Source organism: Serratia sp. LS-1, assembly GCF_003719595.1.
Classification (GTDB): Bacteria; Pseudomonadota; Gammaproteobacteria; order Enterobacterales; family Enterobacteriaceae; genus Serratia; species Serratia ureilytica.
The window spans coordinates 4,759,185-4,781,195 of record NZ_CP033504.1 but is presented as its reverse complement, the minus strand read 5'-3'; the positions used below and the strand labels follow the sequence as shown (position 1 = coordinate 4,781,195).

The following is a 22,011-nucleotide window of genomic DNA, read 5'->3' as shown; positions in this document are numbered from 1 at the left end:
GATAACGCGCCGTTGAGCGGCCCTGGCGCGGCGTACTCTATCAATACCTACTGGAGACACTCTGATGAATGACACCATTTATCAAGGGATTGAAGAAAACCCGCGCTTTAAAGAGCTGGTGAGAAAACGCGGCCGGTTCGCCTGGCTGCTTTCGCTGATTACGCTGGCGCTGTACGTCGGCTTTATCTTGTTGATCGCCTTCGATCCCCAATGGCTCGGCACGCCGATCGCCGCCGGATCGACCATTACCCGCGGGATCCCGGTCGGCGTCGGGCTGATCGTGATCTCTTTCGTCTTGACCGGGATCTATGTCTTCCGCGCCAACGGCGAATTCGATCGCCTCACCGCAGAGATTCTGCGCGAGGTGAAACAATGAAGCGCTTATTGTCCGCCGCCGCGCTGCTGTTGCTGCCGGGCCTGGCCTGCGCCGACGCCATTGGCGGCGAGGTGCATCGTCAGCCGCTGAACATCCAGGCGATCGTGATGTTTATCCTGTTTGTCGGCGCCACGCTCTACATCACCTATTGGGCCTCCAAACGCACCCGTTCCCGTCAGGACTACTACACCGCGGGCGGGCGCATCACCGGTCTGCAAAACGGGCTGGCGATCGCCGGCGACTTCATGTCCGCCGCCTCGTTCCTCGGCATCTCCGCACTGGTCTATACCTCGGGCTATGACGGCCTGATCTACTCCATCGGCTTCCTCATCGGCTGGCCGATCATTCTGTTCCTGATCGCGGAACGCCTGCGCAATCTCGGCCGCTATACCTTCGCCGATGTCGCCTCTTACCGTCTGCAGCAGAAACCGATCCGCACCCTCTCGGCCTGCGGCTCGTTGGTGGTGGTGGCGTTGTATCTGATCGCGCAGATGGTCGGCGCCGGCAAGCTGATCCAGCTGCTGTTCGGGCTCAACTACCATGTGGCGGTGATCCTGGTCGGTATCCTGATGGTGCTGTACGTGCTGTTCGGCGGCATGCTGGCCACCACCTGGGTGCAGATCATCAAAGCGGTGCTGCTGCTGGCCGGCGCCAGCTTTATGGCGCTGATGGTGATGAAGTCGGTTAGCTTCGACTTCAATACCCTGTTCGCCGAAGCGGTGAAGGTGCATCCGAAAGGCATCGCCATCATGAGCCCCGGCGGGCTGGTGTCCGATCCGATTTCCGCGCTGTCGCTTGGCCTGGCGCTGATGTTCGGCACCGCCGGTCTGCCGCACATCTTGATGCGTTTCTTCACCGTGAGTGACGCCAAGGAAGCGCGCAAGAGCGTGTTCTACGCCACCGGCTTTATCGGTTACTTCTATATTCTGACCTTTATCATCGGCTTCGGCGCCATCCTGCTGGTCAGCGCCAATCCGGCGTTCAAAGATGCCACCGGCGCGTTGCTGGGCGGCACCAACATGGCGGCAGTGCATCTGGCCAATGCCGTTGGCGGCAACTTCTTCCTCGGCTTTATCTCGGCGGTGGCGTTCGCCACCATTCTGGCGGTGGTTGCAGGCCTGACGCTGGCCGGCGCCTCGGCCGTGTCCCACGATCTGTACGCCAGCGTGATTAAAAACGGCAAGGCGACCGAGCGCGATGAGCTGAAGGTCTCCAAGATCACCGTCGTGGTATTAGGCCTGGTCGCCATTGCCCTGGGGATTTTGTTCGAGAAGCAGAATATCGCCTTTATGGTCGGGCTGGCGTTCTCCATCGCCGCCAGCTGTAACTTCCCTATCATCATCCTGTCGATGTACTGGTCGCGTTTGACGACCCGCGGCGCGATGATTGGCGGCTGGTTAGGCCTGCTGACAGCGGTGATTCTGATGATCCTCGGCCCGACGATCTGGGTGCAGATCCTCGGCCATGAGAAACCGATTTACCCGTACGAATACCCGGCGCTGTTCTCGATGATCGTGGCCTTTGTCGGCACCTGGCTGTTCTCGATCACCGACAGCTCACTGGCCGGGCAGCAAGAGCGGGAACGCTTCCGGGCGCAGTTTGTTCGTTCGCAAACCGGGCTGGGCATTTCTCAGGGCAGCTCGCATTGACCGAATAATAAGTGAAAAAAGCAAACACACCCTAATCAAAGGCCCTTCGGGGCCTTTTCTCTGGCTCGCTGACGGAGAATGGAGAATAAGGAGGGGAAAGCAGTGCAGCGTAGCTGCGCTTTTTTGCGTTTTACGCACAGCAAAAAGCCCTGAACGTCAGTTCAGGGCTTTCGGCTTTGTTTGATGCCTGGCAGTGTCCTACTCTCGCATGGGGAGACCCCACACTACCATCGGCGCTACGGCGTTTCACTTCTGAGTTCGGCATGGGGTCAGGTGGGACCACCGCGCTATTGCCGCCAGGCAAATTCTGTTTCATCCCAACCGCGCCACTCTCGTGTCGCCATCAGAACCAATCTCGGAACGTCGCTGAAAATCTCTCTAAAAACACCTTCGGTGTTGTAAGGTTAAGCCTCACGGATCATTAGTACTGGTTAGCTCAATGCATCGCTGCACTTACACACCCAGCCTATCAACGTCTTAGTCTTAAACGTTCCTTCAGGGGCCTTGAAGGCCCAGGGAAGACTCATCTTGAGGCAAGTTTCGCGCTTAGATGCTTTCAGCGCTTATCTTTTCCGCACTTAGCTACCGGGCAATGCCATTGGCATGACAACCCGAACACCAGTGGTGCGTTCACTCCGGTCCTCTCGTACTAGGAGCAACCCCTCTCAATCTTCCAACGCCCACGGCAGATAGGGACCGAACTGTCTCACGACGTTCTAAACCCAGCTCGCGTACCACTTTAAATGGCGAACAGCCATACCCTTGGGACCTACTTCAGCCCCAGGATGTGATGAGCCGACATCGAGGTGCCAAACACCGCCGTCGATATGAACTCTTGGGCGGTATCAGCCTGTTATCCCCGGAGTACCTTTTATCCGTTGAGCGATGGCCCTTCCATTCAGAACCACCGGATCACTAAGACCTACTTTCGTACCTGCTCGAGCCGTCACTCTCGCAGTCAAGCTAGCTTATGCCTTTGCACTAACCTCACGATGTCCGACCGTGATTAGCTAACCTTCGTGCTCCTCCGTTACTCTTTGGGAGGAGACCGCCCCAGTCAAACTACCCACCAGACACTGTCCTCACCCCAGATTATGGGGCCGAGTTAGAACATCAAACATTAAAGGGTGGTATTTCAAGGATGGCTCCACGCAGACTGGCGTCCACGCTTCAAAGCCTCCCACCTATCCTACACATCAAGGCTCAATGTTCAGTGTCAAGCTATAGTAAAGGTTCACGGGGTCTTTCCGTCTTGCCGCGGGTACACTGCATCTTCACAGCGAGTTCAATTTCACTGAGTCTCGGGTGGAGACAGCCTGGCCATCATTACGCCATTCGTGCAGGTCGGAACTTACCCGACAAGGAATTTCGCTACCTTAGGACCGTTATAGTTACGGCCGCCGTTTACTGGGGCTTCGATCAAGAGCTTCGCCTTGCGGCTGACCCCATCAATTAACCTTCCAGCACCGGGCAGGCGTCACACCGTATACGTCCACTTTCGTGTTTGCACAGTGCTGTGTTTTTATTAAACAGTTGCAGCCAGCTGGTATCTTCGACTGGCTTCAGCTCCATCCGCAAGGGACTTCACCTACATGCCAGCGTGCCTTCTCCCGAAGTTACGGCACCATTTTGCCTAGTTCCTTCACCCGAGTTCTCTCAAGCGCCTTGGTATTCTCTACCTGACCACCTGTGTCGGTTTGGGGTACGATTTAATGTTACCTGGAGCTTAGAGGATTTTCCTGGAAGCAGGGCATCAACTACTTCTGCACCGTAGTGCATCGTCATCACGCCTCAGGGTTAGTATGCAACCGGATTTACCAGGTCACACCCCCTACACGCTTAAACCGGGACAACCGTCGCCCGGCCAGCCTAGCCTTCTCCGTCCCCCCTTCGCAGTAACACCAAGTACAGGAATATTAACCTGTTTCCCATCGACTACGCTTTTCAGCCTCGCCTTAGGGGTCGACTCACCCTGCCCCGATTAACGTTGGACAGGAACCCTTGGTCTTCCGGCGAGCGGGCTTTTCACCCGCTTTATCGTTACTTATGTCAGCATTCGCACTTCTGATACCTCCAGCAACCCTCACAGGCCACCTTCAACGGCTTACAGAACGCTCCCCTACCCAACAACGCCTAAGCGTCGCTGCCGCAGCTTCGGTGCATGGTTTAGCCCCGTTACATCTTCCGCGCAGGCCGACTCGACCAGTGAGCTATTACGCTTTCTTTAAATGATGGCTGCTTCTAAGCCAACATCCTGGCTGTCTATGCCTTCCCACATCGTTTCCCACTTAACCATGACTTTGGGACCTTAGCTGGCGGTCTGGGTTGTTTCCCTCTTCACGACGGACGTTAGCACCCGCCGTGTGTCTCCCGTGATAACATTCTTCGGTATTCGGAGTTTGCATCGGTTTGGTAAGCCGGGATGGCCCCCTAGCCGAAACAGTGCTCTACCCCCGAAGATGAGTTCACGAGGCGCTACCTAAATAGCTTTCGGGGAGAACCAGCTATCTCCCGGTTTGATTGGCCTTTCACCCCCAGCCACAAGTCATCCGCTAATTTTTCAACATTAGTCGGTTCGGTCCTCCAGTTAGTGTTACCCAACCTTCAACCTGCCCATGGCTAGATCACCGGGTTTCGGGTCTATACCTTGCAACTAGTCGCCCAGTTAAGACTCGGTTTCCCTACGGCTCCCCTATACGGTTAACCTTGCTACAAAATATAAGTCGCTGACCCATTATACAAAAGGTACGCAGTCACACCACGAAGGTGCTCCCACTGCTTGTACGTACACGGTTTCAGGTTCTATTTCACTCCCCTCGCCGGGGTTCTTTTCGCCTTTCCCTCACGGTACTGGTTCACTATCGGTCAGTCAGGAGTATTTAGCCTTGGAGGATGGTCCCCCCATATTCAGACAGGATGTCACGTGTCCCGCCCTACTCATCGAACTCACGACCTGTGCATTTTAGTGTACGGGGCTATCACCCTTTGCTGCGCGACTTTCCAGACGCTTCCACTAACACACAAGCCGATTCAGGTTCTGGGCTCCTCCCCGTTCGCTCGCCGCTACTGGGGGAATCTCGGTTGATTTCTTTTCCTCGGGGTACTTAGATGTTTCAGTTCCCCCGGTTCGCCTCATGCCACTATGTATTCATGACATGATAGTGTGTCGAAACACACTGGGTTTCCCCATTCGGGTATCGCCGGTTATAACGGTTCATATCACCTTACCGACGCTTTTCGCAGATTAGCACGCCCTTCATCGCCTCTGACTGCCTAGGCATCCACCGTGTACGCTTAGTCACTTAACCTCACAACCCGAAGATGTTTCCATCGTTCGCGCTGCAAACATTTGAGAGACTCTATGACAGGTTACTCTTCATCCCAATACATCTACGGAGGGATAAATTTCAGCCGTCATGTTTCAATTTTCAGCTTGTTCCAGATTGTTAAAGAGCAATATCTTAAACATGACTCGGAAGTCATCTTTAAGATATGGTGTATCGTCAGATACTTGAGACCGCCGCTTTCACCGGGTGGGTCGGAAGCTTGGCGTCCCCTAGGGGATTCGAACCCCTGTTACCGCCGTGAAAGGGCGGTGTCCTAGGCCTCTAGACGAAGGGGACACGACACCGTACTTTTATGACGCTTTTGCTCGTTACTTTTTCATCAGACAATCTGTGTGAGCACGCCACTCGAACTAATATCTTTAGGTAAGGAGGTGATCCAACCGCAGGTTCCCCTACGGTTACCTTGTTACGACTTCACCCCAGTCATGAATCACAAAGTGGTAAGCGCCCTCCCGAAGGTTAAGCTACCTACTTCTTTTGCAACCCACTCCCATGGTGTGACGGGCGGTGTGTACAAGGCCCGGGAACGTATTCACCGTAGCATTCTGATCTACGATTACTAGCGATTCCGACTTCATGGAGTCGAGTTGCAGACTCCAATCCGGACTACGACGTACTTTATGAGGTCCGCTTGCTCTCGCGAGGTCGCTTCTCTTTGTATACGCCATTGTAGCACGTGTGTAGCCCTACTCGTAAGGGCCATGATGACTTGACGTCATCCCCACCTTCCTCCAGTTTATCACTGGCAGTCTCCTTTGAGTTCCCGGCCGAACCGCTGGCAACAAAGGATAAGGGTTGCGCTCGTTGCGGGACTTAACCCAACATTTCACAACACGAGCTGACGACAGCCATGCAGCACCTGTCTCAGAGTTCCCGAAGGCACCAATCCATCTCTGGAAAGTTCTCTGGATGTCAAGAGTAGGTAAGGTTCTTCGCGTTGCATCGAATTAAACCACATGCTCCACCGCTTGTGCGGGCCCCCGTCAATTCATTTGAGTTTTAACCTTGCGGCCGTACTCCCCAGGCGGTCGATTTAACGCGTTAGCTCCGGAAGCCACGCCTCAAGGGCACAACCTCCAAATCGACATCGTTTACAGCGTGGACTACCAGGGTATCTAATCCTGTTTGCTCCCCACGCTTTCGCACCTGAGCGTCAGTCTTCGTCCAGGGGGCCGCCTTCGCCACCGGTATTCCTCCAGATCTCTACGCATTTCACCGCTACACCTGGAATTCTACCCCCCTCTACGAGACTCTAGCTTGCCAGTTTCAAATGCAGTTCCCAGGTTGAGCCCGGGGATTTCACATCTGACTTAACAAACCGCCTGCGTGCGCTTTACGCCCAGTAATTCCGATTAACGCTTGCACCCTCCGTATTACCGCGGCTGCTGGCACGGAGTTAGCCGGTGCTTCTTCTGCGAGTAACGTCAATTGATGAGCGTATTAAGCTCACCACCTTCCTCCTCGCTGAAAGTGCTTTACAACCCGAAGGCCTTCTTCACACACGCGGCATGGCTGCATCAGGCTTGCGCCCATTGTGCAATATTCCCCACTGCTGCCTCCCGTAGGAGTCTGGACCGTGTCTCAGTTCCAGTGTGGCTGGTCATCCTCTCAGACCAGCTAGGGATCGTCGCCTAGGTGAGCCATTACCCCACCTACTAGCTAATCCCATCTGGGCACATCTGATGGCAAGAGGCCCGAAGGTCCCCCTCTTTGGTCTTGCGACGTTATGCGGTATTAGCTACCGTTTCCAGTAGTTATCCCCCTCCATCAGGCAGTTTCCCAGACATTACTCACCCGTCCGCCGCTCGTCACCCRGGGAGCAAGCTCCCCTGTGCTACCGCTCGACTTGCATGTGTTAAGCCTGCCGCCAGCGTTCAATCTGAGCCATGATCAAACTCTTCAATTAAAAGCTTGATTTGCTTCCACTCGAGAAGCGGTGCTCAAAGATTTACTGCATGAATTTTACTTCAGTTAGTCACTCTTCAAGACTTGATATTTTTTGCATCCGAAGATGCTGGATATCGTCTTGTGGAGTGCCCACACAGATTGTCTGATAAATTGTTAAAGAGCAGTGAGTTAGGCGCTTTCGCTTGCTAACTCGAGGTGGCGTATATTACGCTTTCCTCTTTCAGAGTCAACCCTAATTTTCAGGATTTTTTCTCTGCGACCCCCGGATACTCTGTGAAGTTGTTCACATGTTCCGTGTCGATGGAGGCGCATTATAGGGAGTTCCTCGCAGGCCGCAACAGGTATTTTCAGCAAAAACGATCGTTAGCTGCATTCCACAGCAAAACCCCGCTTTATACCCACTTGCACACAGTGTTATCCACAGATGCGATTTGTACGGAAAATTTACGAGCGCCACGCAAACGTTTTCGCTACAATTCCCCGCGACGAAACGATCCCCCTTTTTACGGGGGCGTTACCTGAATTTGTGCCTGTCCCTCCCTTTATAAGGCAGAAAACCGCGCTTTATAGAGAGATCGAGGTGGACATTCACGTAACGCTCTTTAATTGCGACTCAAAGCCAAGGGATAAAACCATGCAACAACCTCGTCCAATTCGCCGGGCTCTGCTCAGCGTGTCTGACAAAGCCGGTATCGTTGAATTCGCCGAAGCGCTTTCCCAGCGCGGCGTTGAACTGCTCTCCACCGGCGGCACCGCCCGCCTGCTGGCAGACGCCGGTCTGCCCGTTACCGAAGTTTCCGACTATACCGGCTTCCCGGAGATGATGGACGGACGAGTAAAGACCCTGCACCCGAAAGTTCACGGCGGTATCCTCGGCCGCCGCGGCCAGGACGACGCGGTCATGAATCAGCATGACATCCAGCCTATCGACATGGTGGTCGTCAATCTGTACCCGTTCGCCCAAACCGTGGCGCGCCCGGATTGCTCGCTGGAAGACGCGGTCGAAAATATCGATATCGGCGGCCCGACCATGGTGCGCTCCGCCGCCAAGAACCATAAAGACGTCGCCATCGTGGTGAAGAGCAGCGACTACGCCGCCATCATTACCGAGATGGACAACAACGACGGCTCGCTGCGCTATGCCACCCGCTTCGATCTCGCCATCAAGGCTTTCGAACACACCGCCGCCTACGACAGCATGATCGCCAACTACTTCGGCGCGCTGGTGCCGGCGTACCACGGCGAGACCGAACAGCCGTCCGGCCGCTTCCCTCGTACCCTGAACCTCAACTACATCAAGAAGCAGGATATGCGTTACGGTGAGAACAGCCACCAGCAAGCCGCCTTCTATATAGAAGAAGAGGTAAAGGAAGCGTCCGTCGCGACCGCCGAGCAGCTGCAGGGCAAAGCGCTGTCCTATAACAACATCGCCGATACCGACGCCGCGCTGGAATGCGTGAAAGAGTTTGCCGAACCGGCCTGCGTGATCGTCAAGCACGCCAACCCTTGCGGCGTGGCGATCGGCGACGACATCCTCGCCGCCTATGAGCGCGCTTACCAAACCGACCCGACTTCCGCCTTCGGCGGCATCATCGCCTTTAACCGCGAGCTGGACGCCGCCACCGCGCAGGCGATCATCAGCCGCCAGTTCGTGGAAGTGATCATCGCGCCAAACGTCACTCAGGAAGCGCGCTCCCTGCTGGCCGCCAAACAGAACGTGCGCGTGCTGGCCTGCGGCCAGTGGCAGCAACGCGTGGCGGGGCTGGACTTCAAGCGCGTCAACGGCGGGCTGCTGGTACAGGATCGCGATCTCGGCATGGTGACCGCCGCCGATCTGCGCGTGGTATCCGAGCGCCAACCGACCGAACAGGAACTGCGTGACGCGCTGTTCTGCTGGAAAGTGGCCAAGTTCGTGAAATCCAACGCCATCGTTTATGCACGTGACAACATGACCATCGGCATAGGCGCCGGCCAGATGAGCCGCGTTTATTCCGCCAAGATCGCCGGCATCAAAGCGAGCGACGAAGGGCTGGAAGTGAAAGGATCCGCCATGGCCTCCGACGCCTTCTTCCCGTTCCGTGACGGCATCGATGCCGCAGCTGCAGTCGGCATCACCTGCGTGATCCAGCCTGGCGGCTCGATCCGCGACGACGAAGTGATCGCCGCCGCCAACGAACACGGCATCGCGATGATCTTCACCGACATGCGTCATTTCCGCCATTAATTCCTTTTGCCGCGTGCGCTCCGGCGCACGCCATTCGTGGAGCCCCTGATGAACATTTTGATTATCGGCAACGGCGGGCGCGAACACGCGCTGGCCTGGAAAGCCGCCCAGTCTCCGCTGGCGGATAAAGTCTACGTTGCGCCGGGCAATGCCGGTACCGCGCTGGAAGCCAATCTGGAGAACGTGGCGATCGCCGCCACCGATATCCCCGCCCTGGTCGCTTTCGCCCAGAGCCATGACATCGGTCTGACCATCGTCGGGCCGGAAGCCCCGCTGGTGATTGGCGTGGTCGACGCCTTCCAGGCCGCCGGTCTGAAAATCTTCGGCCCGACGCAGGCCGCCGCGCAGCTCGAAGGCTCCAAAGCTTTCACTAAGGATTTCCTGGCGCGCCACCGCATCCCGACCGCCGAATATGAAAACTTCACCGACGTGGAGCCGGCGCTGGCCTACGTGCGCAGCAAAGGCGCGCCGATCGTCATCAAGGCCGATGGCCTGGCGGCCGGTAAAGGCGTGATCGTCGCGATGACGCTGCAGGAAGCGGAAGAGGCGGTGCGCGACATGTTGGCCGGCAACGCCTTCGGCGACGCCGGTCATCGCATCGTGGTGGAAGAGTTCCTTGACGGTGAAGAGGCCAGCTTCATCGTGATGGTCGACGGCGAGAACGTGGTGCCGATGGCCACCAGCCAGGACCACAAGCGCGTCGGCGACGGCGACACCGGCCCGAACACCGGCGGCATGGGCGCCTATTCTCCCGCACCGGTAGTGACCGACGAAATCCACCGGCGCGCCATGGACCAGGTGATCTGGCCGACGGTGCGCGGCATGGCGGCGGAAGGCAACACCTACGTCGGCTTCCTTTACGCCGGCCTGATGATCGCCGCCGACGGCCAGCCGAAGGTGATCGAATTCAACTGTCGTTTCGGCGATCCGGAAACCCAGCCGATCATGCTGCGCCTGCGTTCCGATCTGGTGGAACTGTGCCTGGCGGGAGCCGAAGGTCGCCTGAACGAGAAAACCTCCGACTGGGACGAGCGCCCCGCGCTCGGCGTGGTGCTGGCGGCCGGCGGTTATCCGGGTGACTATCGCAACGGCGAGGTGATCCAGGGGCTGCCGCAACAGGAAAGCGCCGACGGTAAGGTCTTCCATGCCGGCACGCGCCTGCAGGGCGATGACGTCGTCACCAGCGGCGGTCGCGTTCTGTGCGTGACGGCGCTGGGCGACACCGTGGCGCAGGCGCAACAACGCGCCTATCAGCTGGCGGAAGGCATCCAGTGGCCGGGCAGCTTCTGCCGCAAAGATATCGGTTATCGCGCGATTGCGCGCGGCAAGTGATTCGACCTGATAAGGTCATGACAAGAGGCTCCGCAGCGCGGGGCCTTTTTTATAGCTGGTCTTCTTTCGGTTCCCAGCTGCAGAAGTCGTCGTTTGCTACCAGCAGCAGCTCGCTGCCTTCCGGCGCTTCCAACCAGGCGACGCTCACCGGCCGGCTGCTGCTGCGGGCGCGTTTTTCGATCCAGGCGATGGCGGAGGCATCCAACCCGGGTTTTAAGCGCTGCCCGTCGCAGGTTTGCACTTCGCCCTGCAACCAACGCCCCTGCAGCAATTTGACCTTGCCGGCGCGCAGCGCATTGCTGACTTCGAGGATACGTCGCGCCTGATATTGATACAGGGCGATTTCATCGCGGGTCAACGGTTCGCGGCGTGTCGCCAGCTGGCGCTGCATAAAGCTCACCGTGCCGTCGTCGGCAAAGCGCAGTTGAATGGAATCTCGATCGCCGTCGGCGTCGTTGCGTTTGATTTGGCGCAGCACGTCGCCCTGATAGGTGTACAGCGTGGTGATGGTACCCGGTCCGCGGTAGGGACTATAGACGCTGACCAGCACCTGCGGGCGATGTTGCTCATCGTCTTTACGCCACAGGCGTATCACGCCTTGATCGGCCACAAAGCCGCTGGCGGTAAAGCTGGGAATATCGGAATGGAAACTGCAGGCGCTCAGACCGAGGGCGATGCCGGCGGCCATGAGCACCCGACGAGTAAACAAAAGGGGCGCCATCGCCCCTCTGTTTAATCTTTTCACCGAGGCGCGGTCTTATTTAACAGCGTCTTTCAGTGCTTTGCCAGAAACGAACGCAGGCACGTTGGCTGCTGCGATTTTGATTTCTTTGCCAGTCTGTGGGTTGCGGCCAGTGCGCTCGCTACGATGGTTTACTTTGAAAGTACCGAAGCCAACCAATTGTACTGCATCACCTTCTTTCAGAGACTCAGTAATAGCAGCCAGGGTGGATTCCAGAGCCAGTTTAGCTTGTGCTTTGGAAAGGTCAGCCTTGTCCGCGATTACATCAATCAGTTGAGTCTTGTTCATAAGTTATCCTTACAGTGTGTTTATCGTTTGCAAAGCATCGAGTGCGACGGATATGCCGATTGACAGCACTCTCCTGCATACACGCACCGATAGCCACTTTTTTTACGCCCCCCAAATGTAGACCAGACAGGGTGCGGATGTGAAGCCTTAAGGCATGACAAATCAGGCGTTAAATCACGTTTTGTTGCCTTATTGCGCTAAATTTATCCCGATGTTGCTGACACCGGCCTCTCGCAGGTCGGATCGCAGCCCCTTGATCAGGTCTATATCGCGCTCTTCACAGGCGTCCAACAGGCGGAAAATTTCCCATTGAATGTCCCATTCTTCCTCTACCGCAGGCAAACTTCCCAACTCTTCGTCGGTCATTTCCCTACCGGCTTGAGTCATTTCCAACATCGCCACGGTGCGAATCGATGTTTCGCTGATGGCGATGGCGTGCTCCAGCGTCTCCCCGCCGAGCCGCGAATGGATCAGTTCCCCTAATGCGATACAGGCATCAATTGCCGGGTAAACGCCGTAAAGATCGTAATCTTCCGCCGACGGAATCGCCTCTTCCAACTTCTCGAGCTGGCTGTCGAAGTTGACCTTGGCGTCCTTCACCACCAGCGTTTCCCACACCAAATCCAGAATGCGGCGATAAATCGCCGGATCGCCGAACTCGGTCTGTTTGCAGAACATCTGGTAATTCGGGTACATACGCTCGCACAAACTGGCCATAAAGGTCAAATGTTGCCAAGCCTCGTGCCGTTCCAGACGTAAATGAATCGGGTTACGTAGCATGCTTTACTCTCTTACGCGTTATCTGCGGCGCAGTGTACCCGAAATCGCTCATGGCGACACCTCCGGATGCTGCTGCAACCAACGCTGAAACGCCGGACGGCGCGAAGCGATGGCGTCGGCCCAGCGGGTCGGCTCCGGCAAACGGTAGCCCGCCATACAGCGCTGCACCCACGCCAGCGCGCTGTCGGCGCCCACGCGGTGACCGGTAGAGATGAACAGCGGGTTGCAGCGCGCCTTGCTGCGCCATACCCAGCCCAGCTGTTCCCCCTTATCTTCCAACGGTGCCAGCGCGCCGACGGCGGCCTCCAGCGGCGCGAATTTGCCGCACAGGCGCTTCTTGGCCACGCCGATGGTCGGTACATCGACCAGCAGGCCGAAATGGCTGGCGACGCCGAGGCGCCGCGGATGTGAAATGCCATGCCCATCGACGAAGATCAGCCCCGGCTTTTGCCGCAGCTGTGCCCAGGCGGCCAACAGCGCCGGGTATTCGCGAAACGACAGGAAGCCCGGGATATAAGGCATGACGGTGACGATGCGCGCCACCTGATATTCCACCAGCTCCAGCGACGGATAGCGCAGTATGGCGATAGCGGCACGCGTCACCGCCCCCTCCTGCTCGAAGCCCACGTCGGCGCCGGCGATGAAGGCCGGCGGTTCGGCCGGCAGATCGTCGTAGCGAATGACTTCAGCCGCGCGCCGCAGCTGTTCGGCGCGCAGGGCCTGCATATCGGTCACATCGAATCCTTAACGGTGGTATTTCGCCGACTGCGCGTGCACCGCCTCGACGAAGGCGCCGGCGTGCTCAGGCGGCACATCCTGATGGATGCCGTGGCCCAGGTTGAACACATGACCGTTGCCGTGGCCAAAACCGGCCAGAATGGTCTCCACCTCTTCCGCGATGCGCGCCGGGGAGGCATACAGCATCGACGGATCCATATTGCCCTGCAGCGCCACTTTGTCGCCCACGCGCCGACGCGCGTCGGCGATATCGGTGGTCCAGTCCAGCCCCAGCGCATCGCAGCCGGTAGCGGCCATCGCCTCCAGCCACTGCCCGCCGCCTTTGGTAAACAGCGTCACCGGCACGCGGCGGCCGTCATTTTCACGCAGCAGGCCATCGACGATCTTGTGCATGTAGTGCAACGAGAACTCGCGGTAATCGCGCCCGGTCAGCACCCCGCCCCAGGTGTCGAACACCATCACCGACTGCGCGCCGGCCTTGATTTGGGCGTTGAGGTACAGGATCACGCTGTCCGCCAGCTTGTCCAGCAACAGGTGCAGCGTGGCCGGTTCGGCATACATCATTTTTTTCAGCTTGGTGAAGGCCTTGCTGCTCCCGCCTTCAACCATATAGGTAGCCAGCGTCCACGGGCTGCCGGAGAAGCCGATCAGCGGCACTTCGCCCTTCAGCTCGCGGCGGATGGTGCGCACCGCGTTCATCACATAGCCCAGCTCCACTTCCGGATCAAACGCCGGCAGTTTGTCGACGTCGGCACGGCAGGTGATAGGTGAGCTGAAACGCGGGCCTTCGCCGGCTTCAAAGTACAGGCCAAGCCCCATGGCGTCGGGAATGGTGAGAATGTCGGAGAACAGAATGGCGGCGTCCAGCGCATAGCGGCGCAGCGGCTGCAGCGTAACCTCACAGGCCAGCTCCGCGTTCTTGCACAGCGACATGAAATCACCGGCCTGGGCGCGGGTCGCCTTGTACTCCGGCAAATAACGACCGGCCTGGCGCATCATCCATACGGGGGTCACATCCACCGGCTGGCGCAACAGCGCGCGCAGGTAGCGATCGTTCTTCAACTCAGTCATTTATGGGGCTCCCTTAATAATCTGCCGGCCATTGTACATTATTCTTCCCGGCACAGCGCCACGGTGTCCTCAATCAACCGGCGCGCCACGGTGCCGGGCGGCGGCAACAGCGGCAGTTGGTCGTAGCGATACCAGCCGGCGTTAAGCAGCTCCTTGGGATCGTGACGAAGGTCGCCCTGATGGTAATCGGCCATAAAGGCCATCATCAGCGAGTGTGGGAACGGCCAGGGTTGTGAAGTGACGTAGCGCAGGTTCTTGATTTCGATATTGCTCTCTTCCATCACTTCGCGCGCCACCGCCTGCTCCAGCGTTTCGCCCACTTCGACGAAACCGGCCAGCACCGTGTGGATACCGCCGCGATGGCGCACGTGCTGCGCCAGCAGGATCTGATCGTCGCGCCGAATGGCGACGATCACGCAGGGCGCAATCTGCGGGTAGTACCGTTCTTTGCAGTGGCCGCAGAGGCAGGCGCTTTCGGTGCGGCTGAGATGCATCTCATGGCCGCAGTAGCCGCAAAAGCGATGGGAGCGGTAGAAATCCGCCAGCTGCACGCCGCGCCCGGCAAGCTGGAACAGACCGCGATCCTGATCCAACAGCTGACGCACCGATCCCATCTCCCGCGGCATCGCCTGGCGCACCAGCCAGACCGGCGCGCCCTCCCACTCACCGATGATGCGCGCCATGTGGCCCTGCAGCCCGAGGACGGCGGCCGTCCCCGACGGCAATTCACCGTTCGGTAACCAAAGTTTGCTTTCATGGCTGACGATCCACCAGCCGTTTTCATTGCCCGTTAATGCAAGTTCCATATCGTTGTTGCACAACCTCAGCTTCACTGGCACTCTACAAATCGGCTTTGTTACATTTTAATAACTTACCGGTTACTTTTATTACTTACACGGAGTCAAACATGCTCAACCGTTTGGAAAGGCTGACTCAGCGCGTTGGCGGTAGTAATGAATTAGTTGATCAATGGCTTCAGGCCCGCAAGCAGTTGCTGGTCGCCTACTGCACGCTGGTAGGCCTCAAACCGAATAAAGAAAAGCATACGCCGCTGAATGAAAAAGCGCTGGAGAACTTTTGCCATAACCTGGTGGATTACCTCTCCGCAGGGCATTTTCATATCTATGACAGAATTATCAAACAAGTGGAAGGCGCAGCCAGTCCGAAAATGTCGCTGGCGGTGAACATCTACCCCAAGCTATGGGCCAATACCGAACAGATCATGGCGTTCCACGATCGCTATACCGAAGTGGATATCGATCAGGAGGTCTGTCTGGAATTCCATCAGGCCTTGTCGGATATCGGCGAAACGCTGGCGGCGCGCTTTGCGCTGGAAGATAAGCTGATCCTGTTGGAAGCGGAGGCCGCGCAGCAACCGCTGCCGGACCAGGCGCTGGATCCGGCGCGTTAAAATTTTATAGTTTTTTTTCTTATCCCTCCTATACTGGGGGGCATCTTGTCGGAGTGCCTAGCGCCTGATTTGTTCATCGAATCAGCCAGGCTGAGACCGTTAATTCGGGATCCGCGGAACCTGATCGGGCTAATACCCGCGAAGGGAACAAGAGTAATCTATCGCCACAGGCACGGCCTTCCCCTTGCGGGCGTCCAGCCTTATCGGCCACCATCATTACTCCCTCCGAGCTCCAGACAAGCAACTTTCCCAACCCAACACACTGGTAGGAACTTGCTATGTCTAACGTTAATCCACCGCGCGCCCGTAAAGCGCAACGCGAAGCCGCCCAGCAGTTTATCGACACGCTGCAAGGCATGGCTTTCCCAAACTCACGCCGCATCTACCTGCAGGGCTCGCGCCGCGATATCCAGGTGCCGATGCGCGAAATTCAGCTCAGCCCGACCCTGGTCGGCGGCAGCAAAGATAGCCCGCAGTATGAACAGAACGAGGCGATCCCGGTATATGACACCGCAGGCCCATACGGCGATCCGCAGGCCGAGCTCGATGTGCACGCCGGCCTGGCCAAGCTGCGCGCCGGCTGGATCGACGCGCGCGGCGATACCGCGACCCTGAGCGGCGCCAGTTCCGGCTTCACCCAACAGCGTCTGGCGGACGAGGGGCTGGATCACCTGCGCTTCGAACATCTGCCGCTGCCGCGCAAGGCGTTGCCGGGCAAGTGCGTGACCCAACTGCACTATGCCCGCGCCGGCATCGTCACCCCGGAGATGGAGTTCATCGCCATCCGTGAAAACATGGGGCGCGAACGCATTCGCGGCGAGGTGCTGCGCCACCAGCATCCGGGCCAGGGCTGGGGCGCCAACCTGCCGGACAACATCACGCCGGAGTTCGTGCGCCAGGAAGTGGCCGCCGGCCGCGCCATCATTCCCGCCAACATCAATCACCCGGAGGCGGAGCCGATGATCATCGGCCGCAATTTCCTGGTGAAGGTGAACGCCAATATCGGCAACTCGGCGGTCACGTCGTCGATCGAAGAAGAGGTGGAGAAGCTGGTGTGGGCCACCCGCTGGGGCGCAGACACCGTGATGGATCTCTCCACCGGCCGCTATATTCACGAAACCCGCGAGTGGATCCTGCGCAACAGCCCGGTGCCCATCGGCACCGTGCCTATCTACCAGGCGCTGGAGAAGGTCAACGGCGTGGCGGAAAACCTCACCTGGGCGATGTTCCGCGATACGCTGCTGGAACAGGCGGAACAAGGGGTCGATTACTTCACCATCCACGCCGGCGTGCTGCTGCGCTATGTGCCGATGACCGCCAAACGCCTGACCGGCATCGTGTCGCGCGGTGGCTCGATCATGGCCAAATGGTGCCTGTCGCACCATCAGGAAAACTTCCTCTATCAGCACTTCCGTGAAATCTGCGAGATCTGCGCCGCCTACGACGTTTCGCTGTCGCTCGGTGACGGCCTGCGCCCCGGCTCGATTCAGGACGCCAACGACGAAGCCCAGTTCGCCGAACTGCATACGCTGGGCGAGCTGACCAAAATTGCCTGGGAATACGACGTGCAGGTGATGATCGAAGGCCCGGGCCATGTGCCGATGCAGATGATCCGCCGCAACATGACCGAAGAGCTGGAACACTGCCACGAAGCGCCGTTCTACACCCTCGGCCCGCTGACCACCGATATCGCACCGGGCTATGACCATTTCACCTCCGGCATCGGCGCGGCAATGATTGGCTGGTTCGGCTGCGCCATGCTGTGTTACGTCACGCCGAAAGAGCACCTCGGCCTGCCGAATAAAGAGGACGTCAAACAGGGCCTGATCACCTACAAGATCGCCGCCCACGCCGCCGATCTGGCCAAAGGCCATCCGGGCGCGCAAATTCGCGATAACGCCATGTCCAAGGCGCGTTTCGAATTCCGCTGGGAAGATCAGTTCAATCTGGCGCTCGATCCGGCCACCGCGCGCGCCTATCACGACGAAACCCTGCCGCAGGAGTCCGGCAAGATCGCTCACTTCTGCTCGATGTGCGGACCGAAATTCTGCTCGATGAAGATTTCACAAGAGGTGCGCGACTATGCCGCCGCCCAAGAGGCCGCCAAACCGATCGAGGTGCAGCTGACCGGCATGGAGAAAATGTCCGCCGAGTTCCGCGCCCGCGGCAGCGAGCTGTATCACAGCGCCGGCAATCTGCAGGAGGAGACGAGCAATGACTGATATCACGACGCCCTTCCCGGCGACGCCCCACAAACTGGGGCTTTACCCGGTTGTCGACAGCGTGGCGTGGATCGCTCGCCTGCTGGAGGCCGGCGTTACCACGATCCAGCTGCGCATCAAGGATCTGCCGGACGAGCAGGTCGAAGAGGATATCGCCGCCGCCATCGCGCTGGGCCGGCGTTATCAGGCGCGGCTGTTCATCAACGATTACTGGCGGCTGGCGATCAAGCACGGCGCCTACGGCGTGCATCTGGGCCAGGAAGATCTCGATACCACCGATCTGGCGGCTATTCACCGCGCCGGGCTGCGGCTCGGCGTTTCCACCCATGACGATGCCGAGCTGGCGCGCGCGCTGGCGGTGAAACCCTCCTACATCGCGCTGGGGCACATCTTCCCCACCCAGACCAAAGACATGCCTTCTGCGCCGCAGGGGCTAGCGGAGTTAAAACGCCACATCGCCGGTTTGGCGGATTACCCGACGGTGGCGATCGGCGGGATCAGTATCGATCGCGTACCGGCGGTGCTGGCGTGCGGCGTCGGCAGCGTGGCGGTGGTCAGCGCCATCACCCAGGCGCCGGACTGGCGCGCGGCGACGGCCGAACTGCTGCGGCTGATCGAAGGTAAGGAGCCGAACGATGCTTAACGATCGGGAGTTCCTGCGCTACAGCCGCCAGCTGCTGCTGGAGGATGTCGGCCCGGAAGGTCAGGAAAAACTCAAGCGCGCCACGGTGCTGATCGTCGGCCTGGGGGGGCTGGGGTCCCCGGCTTCGCTGTATCTGGCCGCCGCCGGGGTCGGCACGCTGCTGCTGGCCGACGACGACACGCTGCACGTCACCAACCTGCAGCGGCAAATCCTGTACCGCAGCGCCGATACCGCCACCGGCAAGGCGGCGCTGGCGCAACGCCATCTGCAGGCGTTGAACCCGTTGGTGGAGTCCATCCCGCTGGCCCAGCGGCTGCAAGGGCAAGCGCTGCGCGACGCGGTCGCCCGCGCCGATCTGGTGCTGGACTGCTGCGACAACATGGCGACCCGCCATGAGGTCAACGCCGCCTGCATCGCCGCCGCCAAGCCGCTGATCAGCGGCAGCGCAGTGGGTTTCAGCGGCCAGCTGCTGGTGCTCGAGCCGCCCTATGCGCACGGCTGCTACGCCTGCCTGTACCCGGAGCAGGAAGAACCGCAGCGCAACTGCCGCACCGCCGGGGTGCTCGGCCCGGTGGTCGGCGTGATCGGCACTCTGCAAGCGCTGGAGGCCATCAAGATGCTGGCCGGCCTGCCTGCCTCCCTCAGCGGCAAGCTGCGGCTGTTCGACGGCAAGCAGCAGAGCTGGAGCACGCTGCAGCTGAGCCGGGCCCGCGCCTGCCCGGTCTGCGGAGGCGCCGCATGAAGATCCGTCTGAACGACCAACCGCTGGAGCTGGCACAGCCGCTCAGCGTCGCCGCCCTGCTGACCCAGTTGGAACGCCACCAGCCGGGCACCGCGCTGGCTATCAACCAAACCATCATCCCACGCGCCGACTGGGCCGACCATCAGGTGCAGGACGGTGACGACATTTTGCTGTTTCAAGCGATCGCCGGAGGCTGACATGCTGAAAATCGCCGATACCACTTTTACCTCGCGCCTGTTCACCGGCACCGGCAAGTTCGCCACCCCGGCGCTGATGTTGGAGGCGCTGGCGGCCTCCGGCTCACAGCTGGTGACCATGGCCATGAAGCGCGTCGATCTGCGCGGCGGCAACGACGCCATTTTGGCGCCGCTGCAACAGTTGGGCGTCAGGCTGTTGCCCAATACCTCCGGCGCCAAAACGGCCGCCGAAGCGGTGTTCGCCGCCCGACTGGCGCGCGAAGCGCTCGGCACCCACTGGGTGAAGCTGGAGATCCATCCCGATGTGAAATACCTGCTGCCGGATCCGATAGAAACGCTGAAGGCGGCGGAAACGCTGGTGAAAGACGGTTTTGTGGTGCTGCCCTACTGCGGCGCCGATCCGGTGCTGTGCAAACGGCTGGAAGAAGTGGGATGCGCAGTGGTGATGCCGCTCGGCGCCCCTATCGGCTCCAACCGCGGTCTGCGCACCCGTGACTTCCTCGAAATCATCATCGAGCAAGCTAAGGTGCCGGTGGTGGTAGACGCCGGCATCGGCGCGCCAAGCCACGCGCTGGAAGCGATGGAGCTGGGCGCCGACGCGGTGCTGGTGAATACCGCCATCGCCGTGGCGCGCGATCCGGTGCAGATGGCGCGGGCATTTCGCCTGGCGCTGGAGGCCGGCGAGCTGGCACGCAGCGCCGGATTAGGCTCCAGCCAGCGCGGCGCGGTCGCGTCCAGCCCGCTGACCGCTTTCCTCAGCCAGCCAGAGGAGGCGCAGTGATGACCGACGATTTCAGTAGCCGCTGGCAACAGCTGGACTGGGACGACATTACGCTGCGCATCAACGGCAAAACGGCGCGCGACGTGGAACGCGCATTGAACGCCGACAAGCTGACGCGCGACGACTTTATGGCGCTGATCTCCCCCGCGGCCGCGCCGTATCTGGAACCGTTGGCGCAACGCGCGCAGTGGCTGACCCGTCAGCGGTTCGGCAACGTCGTCAGCTTCTATGTGCCGCTGTACCTGTCCAACCTGTGCGCCAACGACTGCACCTACTGCGGCTTTTCGATGAGCAACCGCATCAAGCGCAAAACGCTGGATGCGGCGGAGATTGCGCGCGAGTGCGAAGCCATCAAGGCGCTGGGGTTCGAACATCTGTTGCTGGTCACCGGCGAACATCAGACCAAGGTCGGTATGGACTATTTCCGCCAGCACATTCCGGCGATCCGCCGCCACTTCAGCTCGCTGATGATGGAAGTGCAGCCGCTGGCGCAGGAGGAATACGCCGAACTGAAAACGCTGGGCCTGGACGGCGTGCTGGTGTACCAGGAAACCTACCATCCGGCCACCTATCTGCAGCACCACCTGCGCGGCCAGAAGCAGGATTTCCATTGGCGCCTGGCCACGCCGGATCGCCTGGGGCGCGCCGGGATCGACAAGATCGGCCTCGGCGCGTTAATCGGCCTGTCCCACAGCTGGCGAACCGACTGCTATCTGCTGGCGGAACACCTGTTCTACCTGCAGCAAACCTATTGGCAGAGCCGCTACTCGATCTCGTTCCCACGCCTGCGCCCCTGCGCCGGCGGCATTGAGCCCGCGTCTATCATGAGTGAGCCTCAGCTGGTGCAGCTAATCTGCGCCTTCCGGCTGTTCGCGCCGGACGTTGAGCTGTCGCTGTCTACCCGGGAGTCGCCGTACTTCCGCGATCATATGATCCCGGTGGCGATCAATAGCGTCAGCGCCGGATCCAAGACGCAACCCGGCGGCTATGCCGACGACGTACCGCCTGAGCTGGAACAGTTTGAGCCGCACGACGGCCGCACGCCGCAGCAGGTCGCCGAGGCCATCAGCAACGCCGGGCTGCAGCCGGTGTGGAAAGACTGGGACGATTATCTGGGACGCAGCGCGCAATAAGCGGCAACGTTTGCCGCCGTGCGAAGAAAACGCTGGAGCGGCCGCGCAATGCCGAACGGTGGCGCTGGCGCCGGCAAACGCGCCGATTATAGTGACGTTGCCGACCGCCAAACCCGGTGTCGGCCGGGGCCGTTACCCTCTCGATGGCCCCGCCTTATCCAACCCCGGATCGCGCACAGACGCTCTTGCGCGACTCCGGTTCCTCACCAACGGCCATCCTGGAACCTGCGCCTGAGGGCACGCACGAACAGGCGGTTTTATCGGCTCAGGTGACGGGCATGATGAGGGAATAGCGGTGTTCAGCACTCACGCAGAGTGTTTTTCAATGGAGCCCGTTGCGGCAGAGAACGGCAGAACGAGGAAAAAGTCGATGCGGAGACGAAAAGTGACTCGAGGGGTAATCCCCGATACTGCCAATGGCCCTGGT

17 protein-coding genes, 1 tRNA gene, 3 rRNA genes and 1 riboswitch are annotated in these 22,011 nt (G+C 59.3%); of the genes, 11 read left to right on the top strand and 10 right to left on the bottom strand.

What is annotated here, in order from left to right; all coding sequences use genetic code 11:
* The first annotated feature begins 64 nt into the window (after nucleotides 1-64).
* Together EDY99_RS22775 and actP are read left to right on the top strand one after the other, a co-directional pair.
* Nucleotides 65-376, top strand: coding sequence for a DUF485 domain-containing protein (locus EDY99_RS22775; RefSeq protein WP_004930047.1), 312 nt, complete (start codon nucleotides 65-67; stop codon nucleotides 374-376).
* On the top strand, nucleotides 373-2,025 hold the full coding sequence (actP, locus tag EDY99_RS22770; RefSeq protein WP_123062082.1) for a cation/acetate symporter ActP: 1,653 nt from the start codon (nucleotides 373-375) through the stop codon (nucleotides 2,023-2,025). The genes EDY99_RS22775 and actP overlap by 4 nt, the downstream gene beginning before the upstream one ends.
* A gap of 185 nt (nucleotides 2,026-2,210) precedes the next feature.
* Here the strand turns inward: actP and rrf are convergent.
* From rrf to EDY99_RS22750, 4 genes are all read right to left on the bottom strand, one after another.
* Nucleotides 2,211-2,326: ribosomal RNA gene (rrf, locus tag EDY99_RS22765) — 5S ribosomal RNA — on the bottom strand.
* Between the two features lie 99 nt (nucleotides 2,327-2,425).
* A 23S ribosomal RNA gene (locus tag EDY99_RS22760) occupies nucleotides 2,426-5,333 on the bottom strand.
* A 239-nt stretch (nucleotides 5,334-5,572) separates the two neighbouring features.
* Nucleotides 5,573-5,648 (bottom strand) — tRNA-Glu (locus EDY99_RS22755).
* 88 nt (nucleotides 5,649-5,736) lie between these two features.
* Nucleotides 5,737-7,278, bottom strand: a 16S ribosomal RNA gene (locus EDY99_RS22750).
* The 16S, 23S and 5S rRNA genes sit together here with 1 tRNA gene alongside, the layout of an rRNA operon.
* Before the next feature lie 636 nt (nucleotides 7,279-7,914).
* On the opposite strand from EDY99_RS22750, the gene purH reads away from it, so the two are divergent.
* Both purH and purD read left to right on the top strand, forming a co-directional pair.
* Complete coding sequence (gene purH / locus EDY99_RS22745) at nucleotides 7,915-9,504, top strand: bifunctional phosphoribosylaminoimidazolecarboxamide formyltransferase/IMP cyclohydrolase (RefSeq protein ID WP_089181545.1); 1,590 nt, start codon at nucleotides 7,915-7,917, stop codon at nucleotides 9,502-9,504.
* A 48-nt stretch (nucleotides 9,505-9,552) separates the two neighbouring features.
* Nucleotides 9,553-10,836, top strand: a complete 1,284-nt coding sequence (purD, locus tag EDY99_RS22740) for a phosphoribosylamine--glycine ligase (RefSeq protein ID WP_046688074.1) — start codon at nucleotides 9,553-9,555, stop codon at nucleotides 10,834-10,836.
* A 49-nt stretch (nucleotides 10,837-10,885) separates the two neighbouring features.
* On the opposite strand, the gene EDY99_RS22735 is transcribed toward purD, so the two are convergent.
* From EDY99_RS22735 to nudC, 6 genes are all read right to left on the bottom strand, one after another.
* Nucleotides 10,886-11,557, bottom strand: coding sequence for a DUF1481 domain-containing protein (locus tag EDY99_RS22735; protein WP_080273415.1), 672 nt, complete (start codon nucleotides 11,555-11,557; stop codon nucleotides 10,886-10,888).
* 36 nt (nucleotides 11,558-11,593) lie between these two features.
* On the bottom strand, nucleotides 11,594-11,866 hold the full coding sequence (gene hupA, locus EDY99_RS22730) for a nucleoid-associated protein HU-alpha (protein WP_004929874.1): 273 nt from the start codon (nucleotides 11,864-11,866) through the stop codon (nucleotides 11,594-11,596).
* A gap of 189 nt (nucleotides 11,867-12,055) precedes the next feature.
* Nucleotides 12,056-12,646: a YjaG family protein gene (locus EDY99_RS22725; protein WP_033644369.1), complete on the bottom strand. Its 591-nt coding sequence runs from the start codon at nucleotides 12,644-12,646 to the stop codon at nucleotides 12,056-12,058.
* A 48-nt stretch (nucleotides 12,647-12,694) separates the two neighbouring features.
* Nucleotides 12,695-13,381 (bottom strand): deoxyribonuclease V, encoded by a 687-nt coding sequence (nfi, locus tag EDY99_RS22720; protein WP_123062081.1) that lies wholly within the window; start codon nucleotides 13,379-13,381, stop codon nucleotides 12,695-12,697.
* 9 nt (nucleotides 13,382-13,390) lie between these two features.
* Complete coding sequence (gene hemE, locus EDY99_RS22715) at nucleotides 13,391-14,455, bottom strand: uroporphyrinogen decarboxylase (RefSeq protein WP_033644367.1); 1,065 nt, start codon at nucleotides 14,453-14,455, stop codon at nucleotides 13,391-13,393.
* Between the two features lie 38 nt (nucleotides 14,456-14,493).
* Nucleotides 14,494-15,261: an NAD(+) diphosphatase gene (nudC, locus tag EDY99_RS22710; protein ID WP_033644901.1), complete on the bottom strand. Its 768-nt coding sequence runs from the start codon at nucleotides 15,259-15,261 to the stop codon at nucleotides 14,494-14,496.
* Between the two features lie 101 nt (nucleotides 15,262-15,362).
* Here nudC and EDY99_RS22705 point away from each other — a divergent pair, with 101 nt between their 5' ends.
* The 7 genes from EDY99_RS22705 (at nucleotide 15,363) to thiH (ending at nucleotide 21,584) form a co-directional block, all read left to right on the top strand.
* Nucleotides 15,363-15,866 (top strand): Rsd/AlgQ family anti-sigma factor, encoded by a 504-nt coding sequence (locus tag EDY99_RS22705; protein ID WP_019456431.1) that lies wholly within the window; start codon nucleotides 15,363-15,365, stop codon nucleotides 15,864-15,866.
* A gap of 39 nt (nucleotides 15,867-15,905) precedes the next feature.
* A riboswitch (TPP riboswitch) is annotated at nucleotides 15,906-16,030 on the top strand.
* 114 nt (nucleotides 16,031-16,144) lie between these two features.
* Nucleotides 16,145-18,088, top strand: a complete 1,944-nt coding sequence (gene thiC, locus EDY99_RS22700) for a phosphomethylpyrimidine synthase ThiC (protein WP_123062080.1) — start codon at nucleotides 16,145-16,147, stop codon at nucleotides 18,086-18,088.
* Nucleotides 18,081-18,731 (top strand): thiamine phosphate synthase, encoded by a 651-nt coding sequence (gene thiE / locus EDY99_RS22695; protein WP_033652708.1) that lies wholly within the window; start codon nucleotides 18,081-18,083, stop codon nucleotides 18,729-18,731. Before thiC ends, thiE begins: the two co-directional genes overlap by 8 nt.
* The gene (locus tag EDY99_RS22690; RefSeq protein ID WP_123062079.1) at nucleotides 18,724-19,473 is read left to right on the top strand and encodes a HesA/MoeB/ThiF family protein; all 750 of its coding nucleotides are present in this window, start codon (nucleotides 18,724-18,726) and stop codon (nucleotides 19,471-19,473) included. The genes thiE and EDY99_RS22690 overlap by 8 nt, the downstream gene beginning before the upstream one ends.
* Nucleotides 19,470-19,670, top strand: coding sequence for a sulfur carrier protein ThiS (thiS, locus tag EDY99_RS22685; RefSeq protein ID WP_016929423.1), 201 nt, complete (start codon nucleotides 19,470-19,472; stop codon nucleotides 19,668-19,670). The genes EDY99_RS22690 and thiS overlap by 4 nt, the downstream gene beginning before the upstream one ends.
* Nucleotide 19,671: 1 nt before the next feature.
* Complete coding sequence (locus EDY99_RS22680; RefSeq protein ID WP_046688070.1) at nucleotides 19,672-20,451, top strand: thiazole synthase; 780 nt, start codon at nucleotides 19,672-19,674, stop codon at nucleotides 20,449-20,451.
* On the top strand, nucleotides 20,451-21,584 hold the full coding sequence (gene thiH, locus EDY99_RS22675) for a 2-iminoacetate synthase ThiH (protein WP_123062078.1): 1,134 nt from the start codon (nucleotides 20,451-20,453) through the stop codon (nucleotides 21,582-21,584). Before EDY99_RS22680 ends, thiH begins: the two co-directional genes overlap by 1 nt.
* Nucleotides 21,585-22,011 lie beyond the last annotated feature (427 nt).

Coding starts and splice junctions, on each gene's coding strand:
- purH (WP_089181545.1), top strand. CDS start 7,915: ATGCAACAACCTCGTCCAATTCGCCGGGCTCTGCTCAGCGTGTCTGAC.
- nudC (WP_033644901.1), bottom strand. CDS start 15,261: ATGGAACTTGCATTAACGGGCAATGAAAACGGCTGGTGGATCGTCAGC.
- EDY99_RS22690 (WP_123062079.1), top strand. CDS start 18,724: ATGCTTAACGATCGGGAGTTCCTGCGCTACAGCCGCCAGCTGCTGCTG.
- thiS (WP_016929423.1), top strand. CDS start 19,470: ATGAAGATCCGTCTGAACGACCAACCGCTGGAGCTGGCACAGCCGCTC.
- thiH (WP_123062078.1), top strand. CDS start 20,451: ATGACCGACGATTTCAGTAGCCGCTGGCAACAGCTGGACTGGGACGAC.
- EDY99_RS22725 (WP_033644369.1), bottom strand. CDS start 12,646: ATGCTACGTAACCCGATTCATTTACGTCTGGAACGGCACGAGGCTTGG.
- actP (WP_123062082.1), top strand. CDS start 373: ATGAAGCGCTTATTGTCCGCCGCCGCGCTGCTGTTGCTGCCGGGCCTG.
- purD (WP_046688074.1), top strand. CDS start 9,553: ATGAACATTTTGATTATCGGCAACGGCGGGCGCGAACACGCGCTGGCC.
- thiE (WP_033652708.1), top strand. CDS start 18,081: ATGACTGATATCACGACGCCCTTCCCGGCGACGCCCCACAAACTGGGG.
- thiC (WP_123062080.1), top strand. CDS start 16,145: ATGTCTAACGTTAATCCACCGCGCGCCCGTAAAGCGCAACGCGAAGCC.
- EDY99_RS22680 (WP_046688070.1), top strand. CDS start 19,672: ATGCTGAAAATCGCCGATACCACTTTTACCTCGCGCCTGTTCACCGGC.
- EDY99_RS22705 (WP_019456431.1), top strand. CDS start 15,363: ATGCTCAACCGTTTGGAAAGGCTGACTCAGCGCGTTGGCGGTAGTAAT.
- EDY99_RS22735 (WP_080273415.1), bottom strand. CDS start 11,557: ATGGCGCCCCTTTTGTTTACTCGTCGGGTGCTCATGGCCGCCGGCATC.
- EDY99_RS22775 (WP_004930047.1), top strand. CDS start 65: ATGAATGACACCATTTATCAAGGGATTGAAGAAAACCCGCGCTTTAAA.
- hupA (WP_004929874.1), bottom strand. CDS start 11,866: ATGAACAAGACTCAACTGATTGATGTAATCGCGGACAAGGCTGACCTT.
- hemE (WP_033644367.1), bottom strand. CDS start 14,455: ATGACTGAGTTGAAGAACGATCGCTACCTGCGCGCGCTGTTGCGCCAG.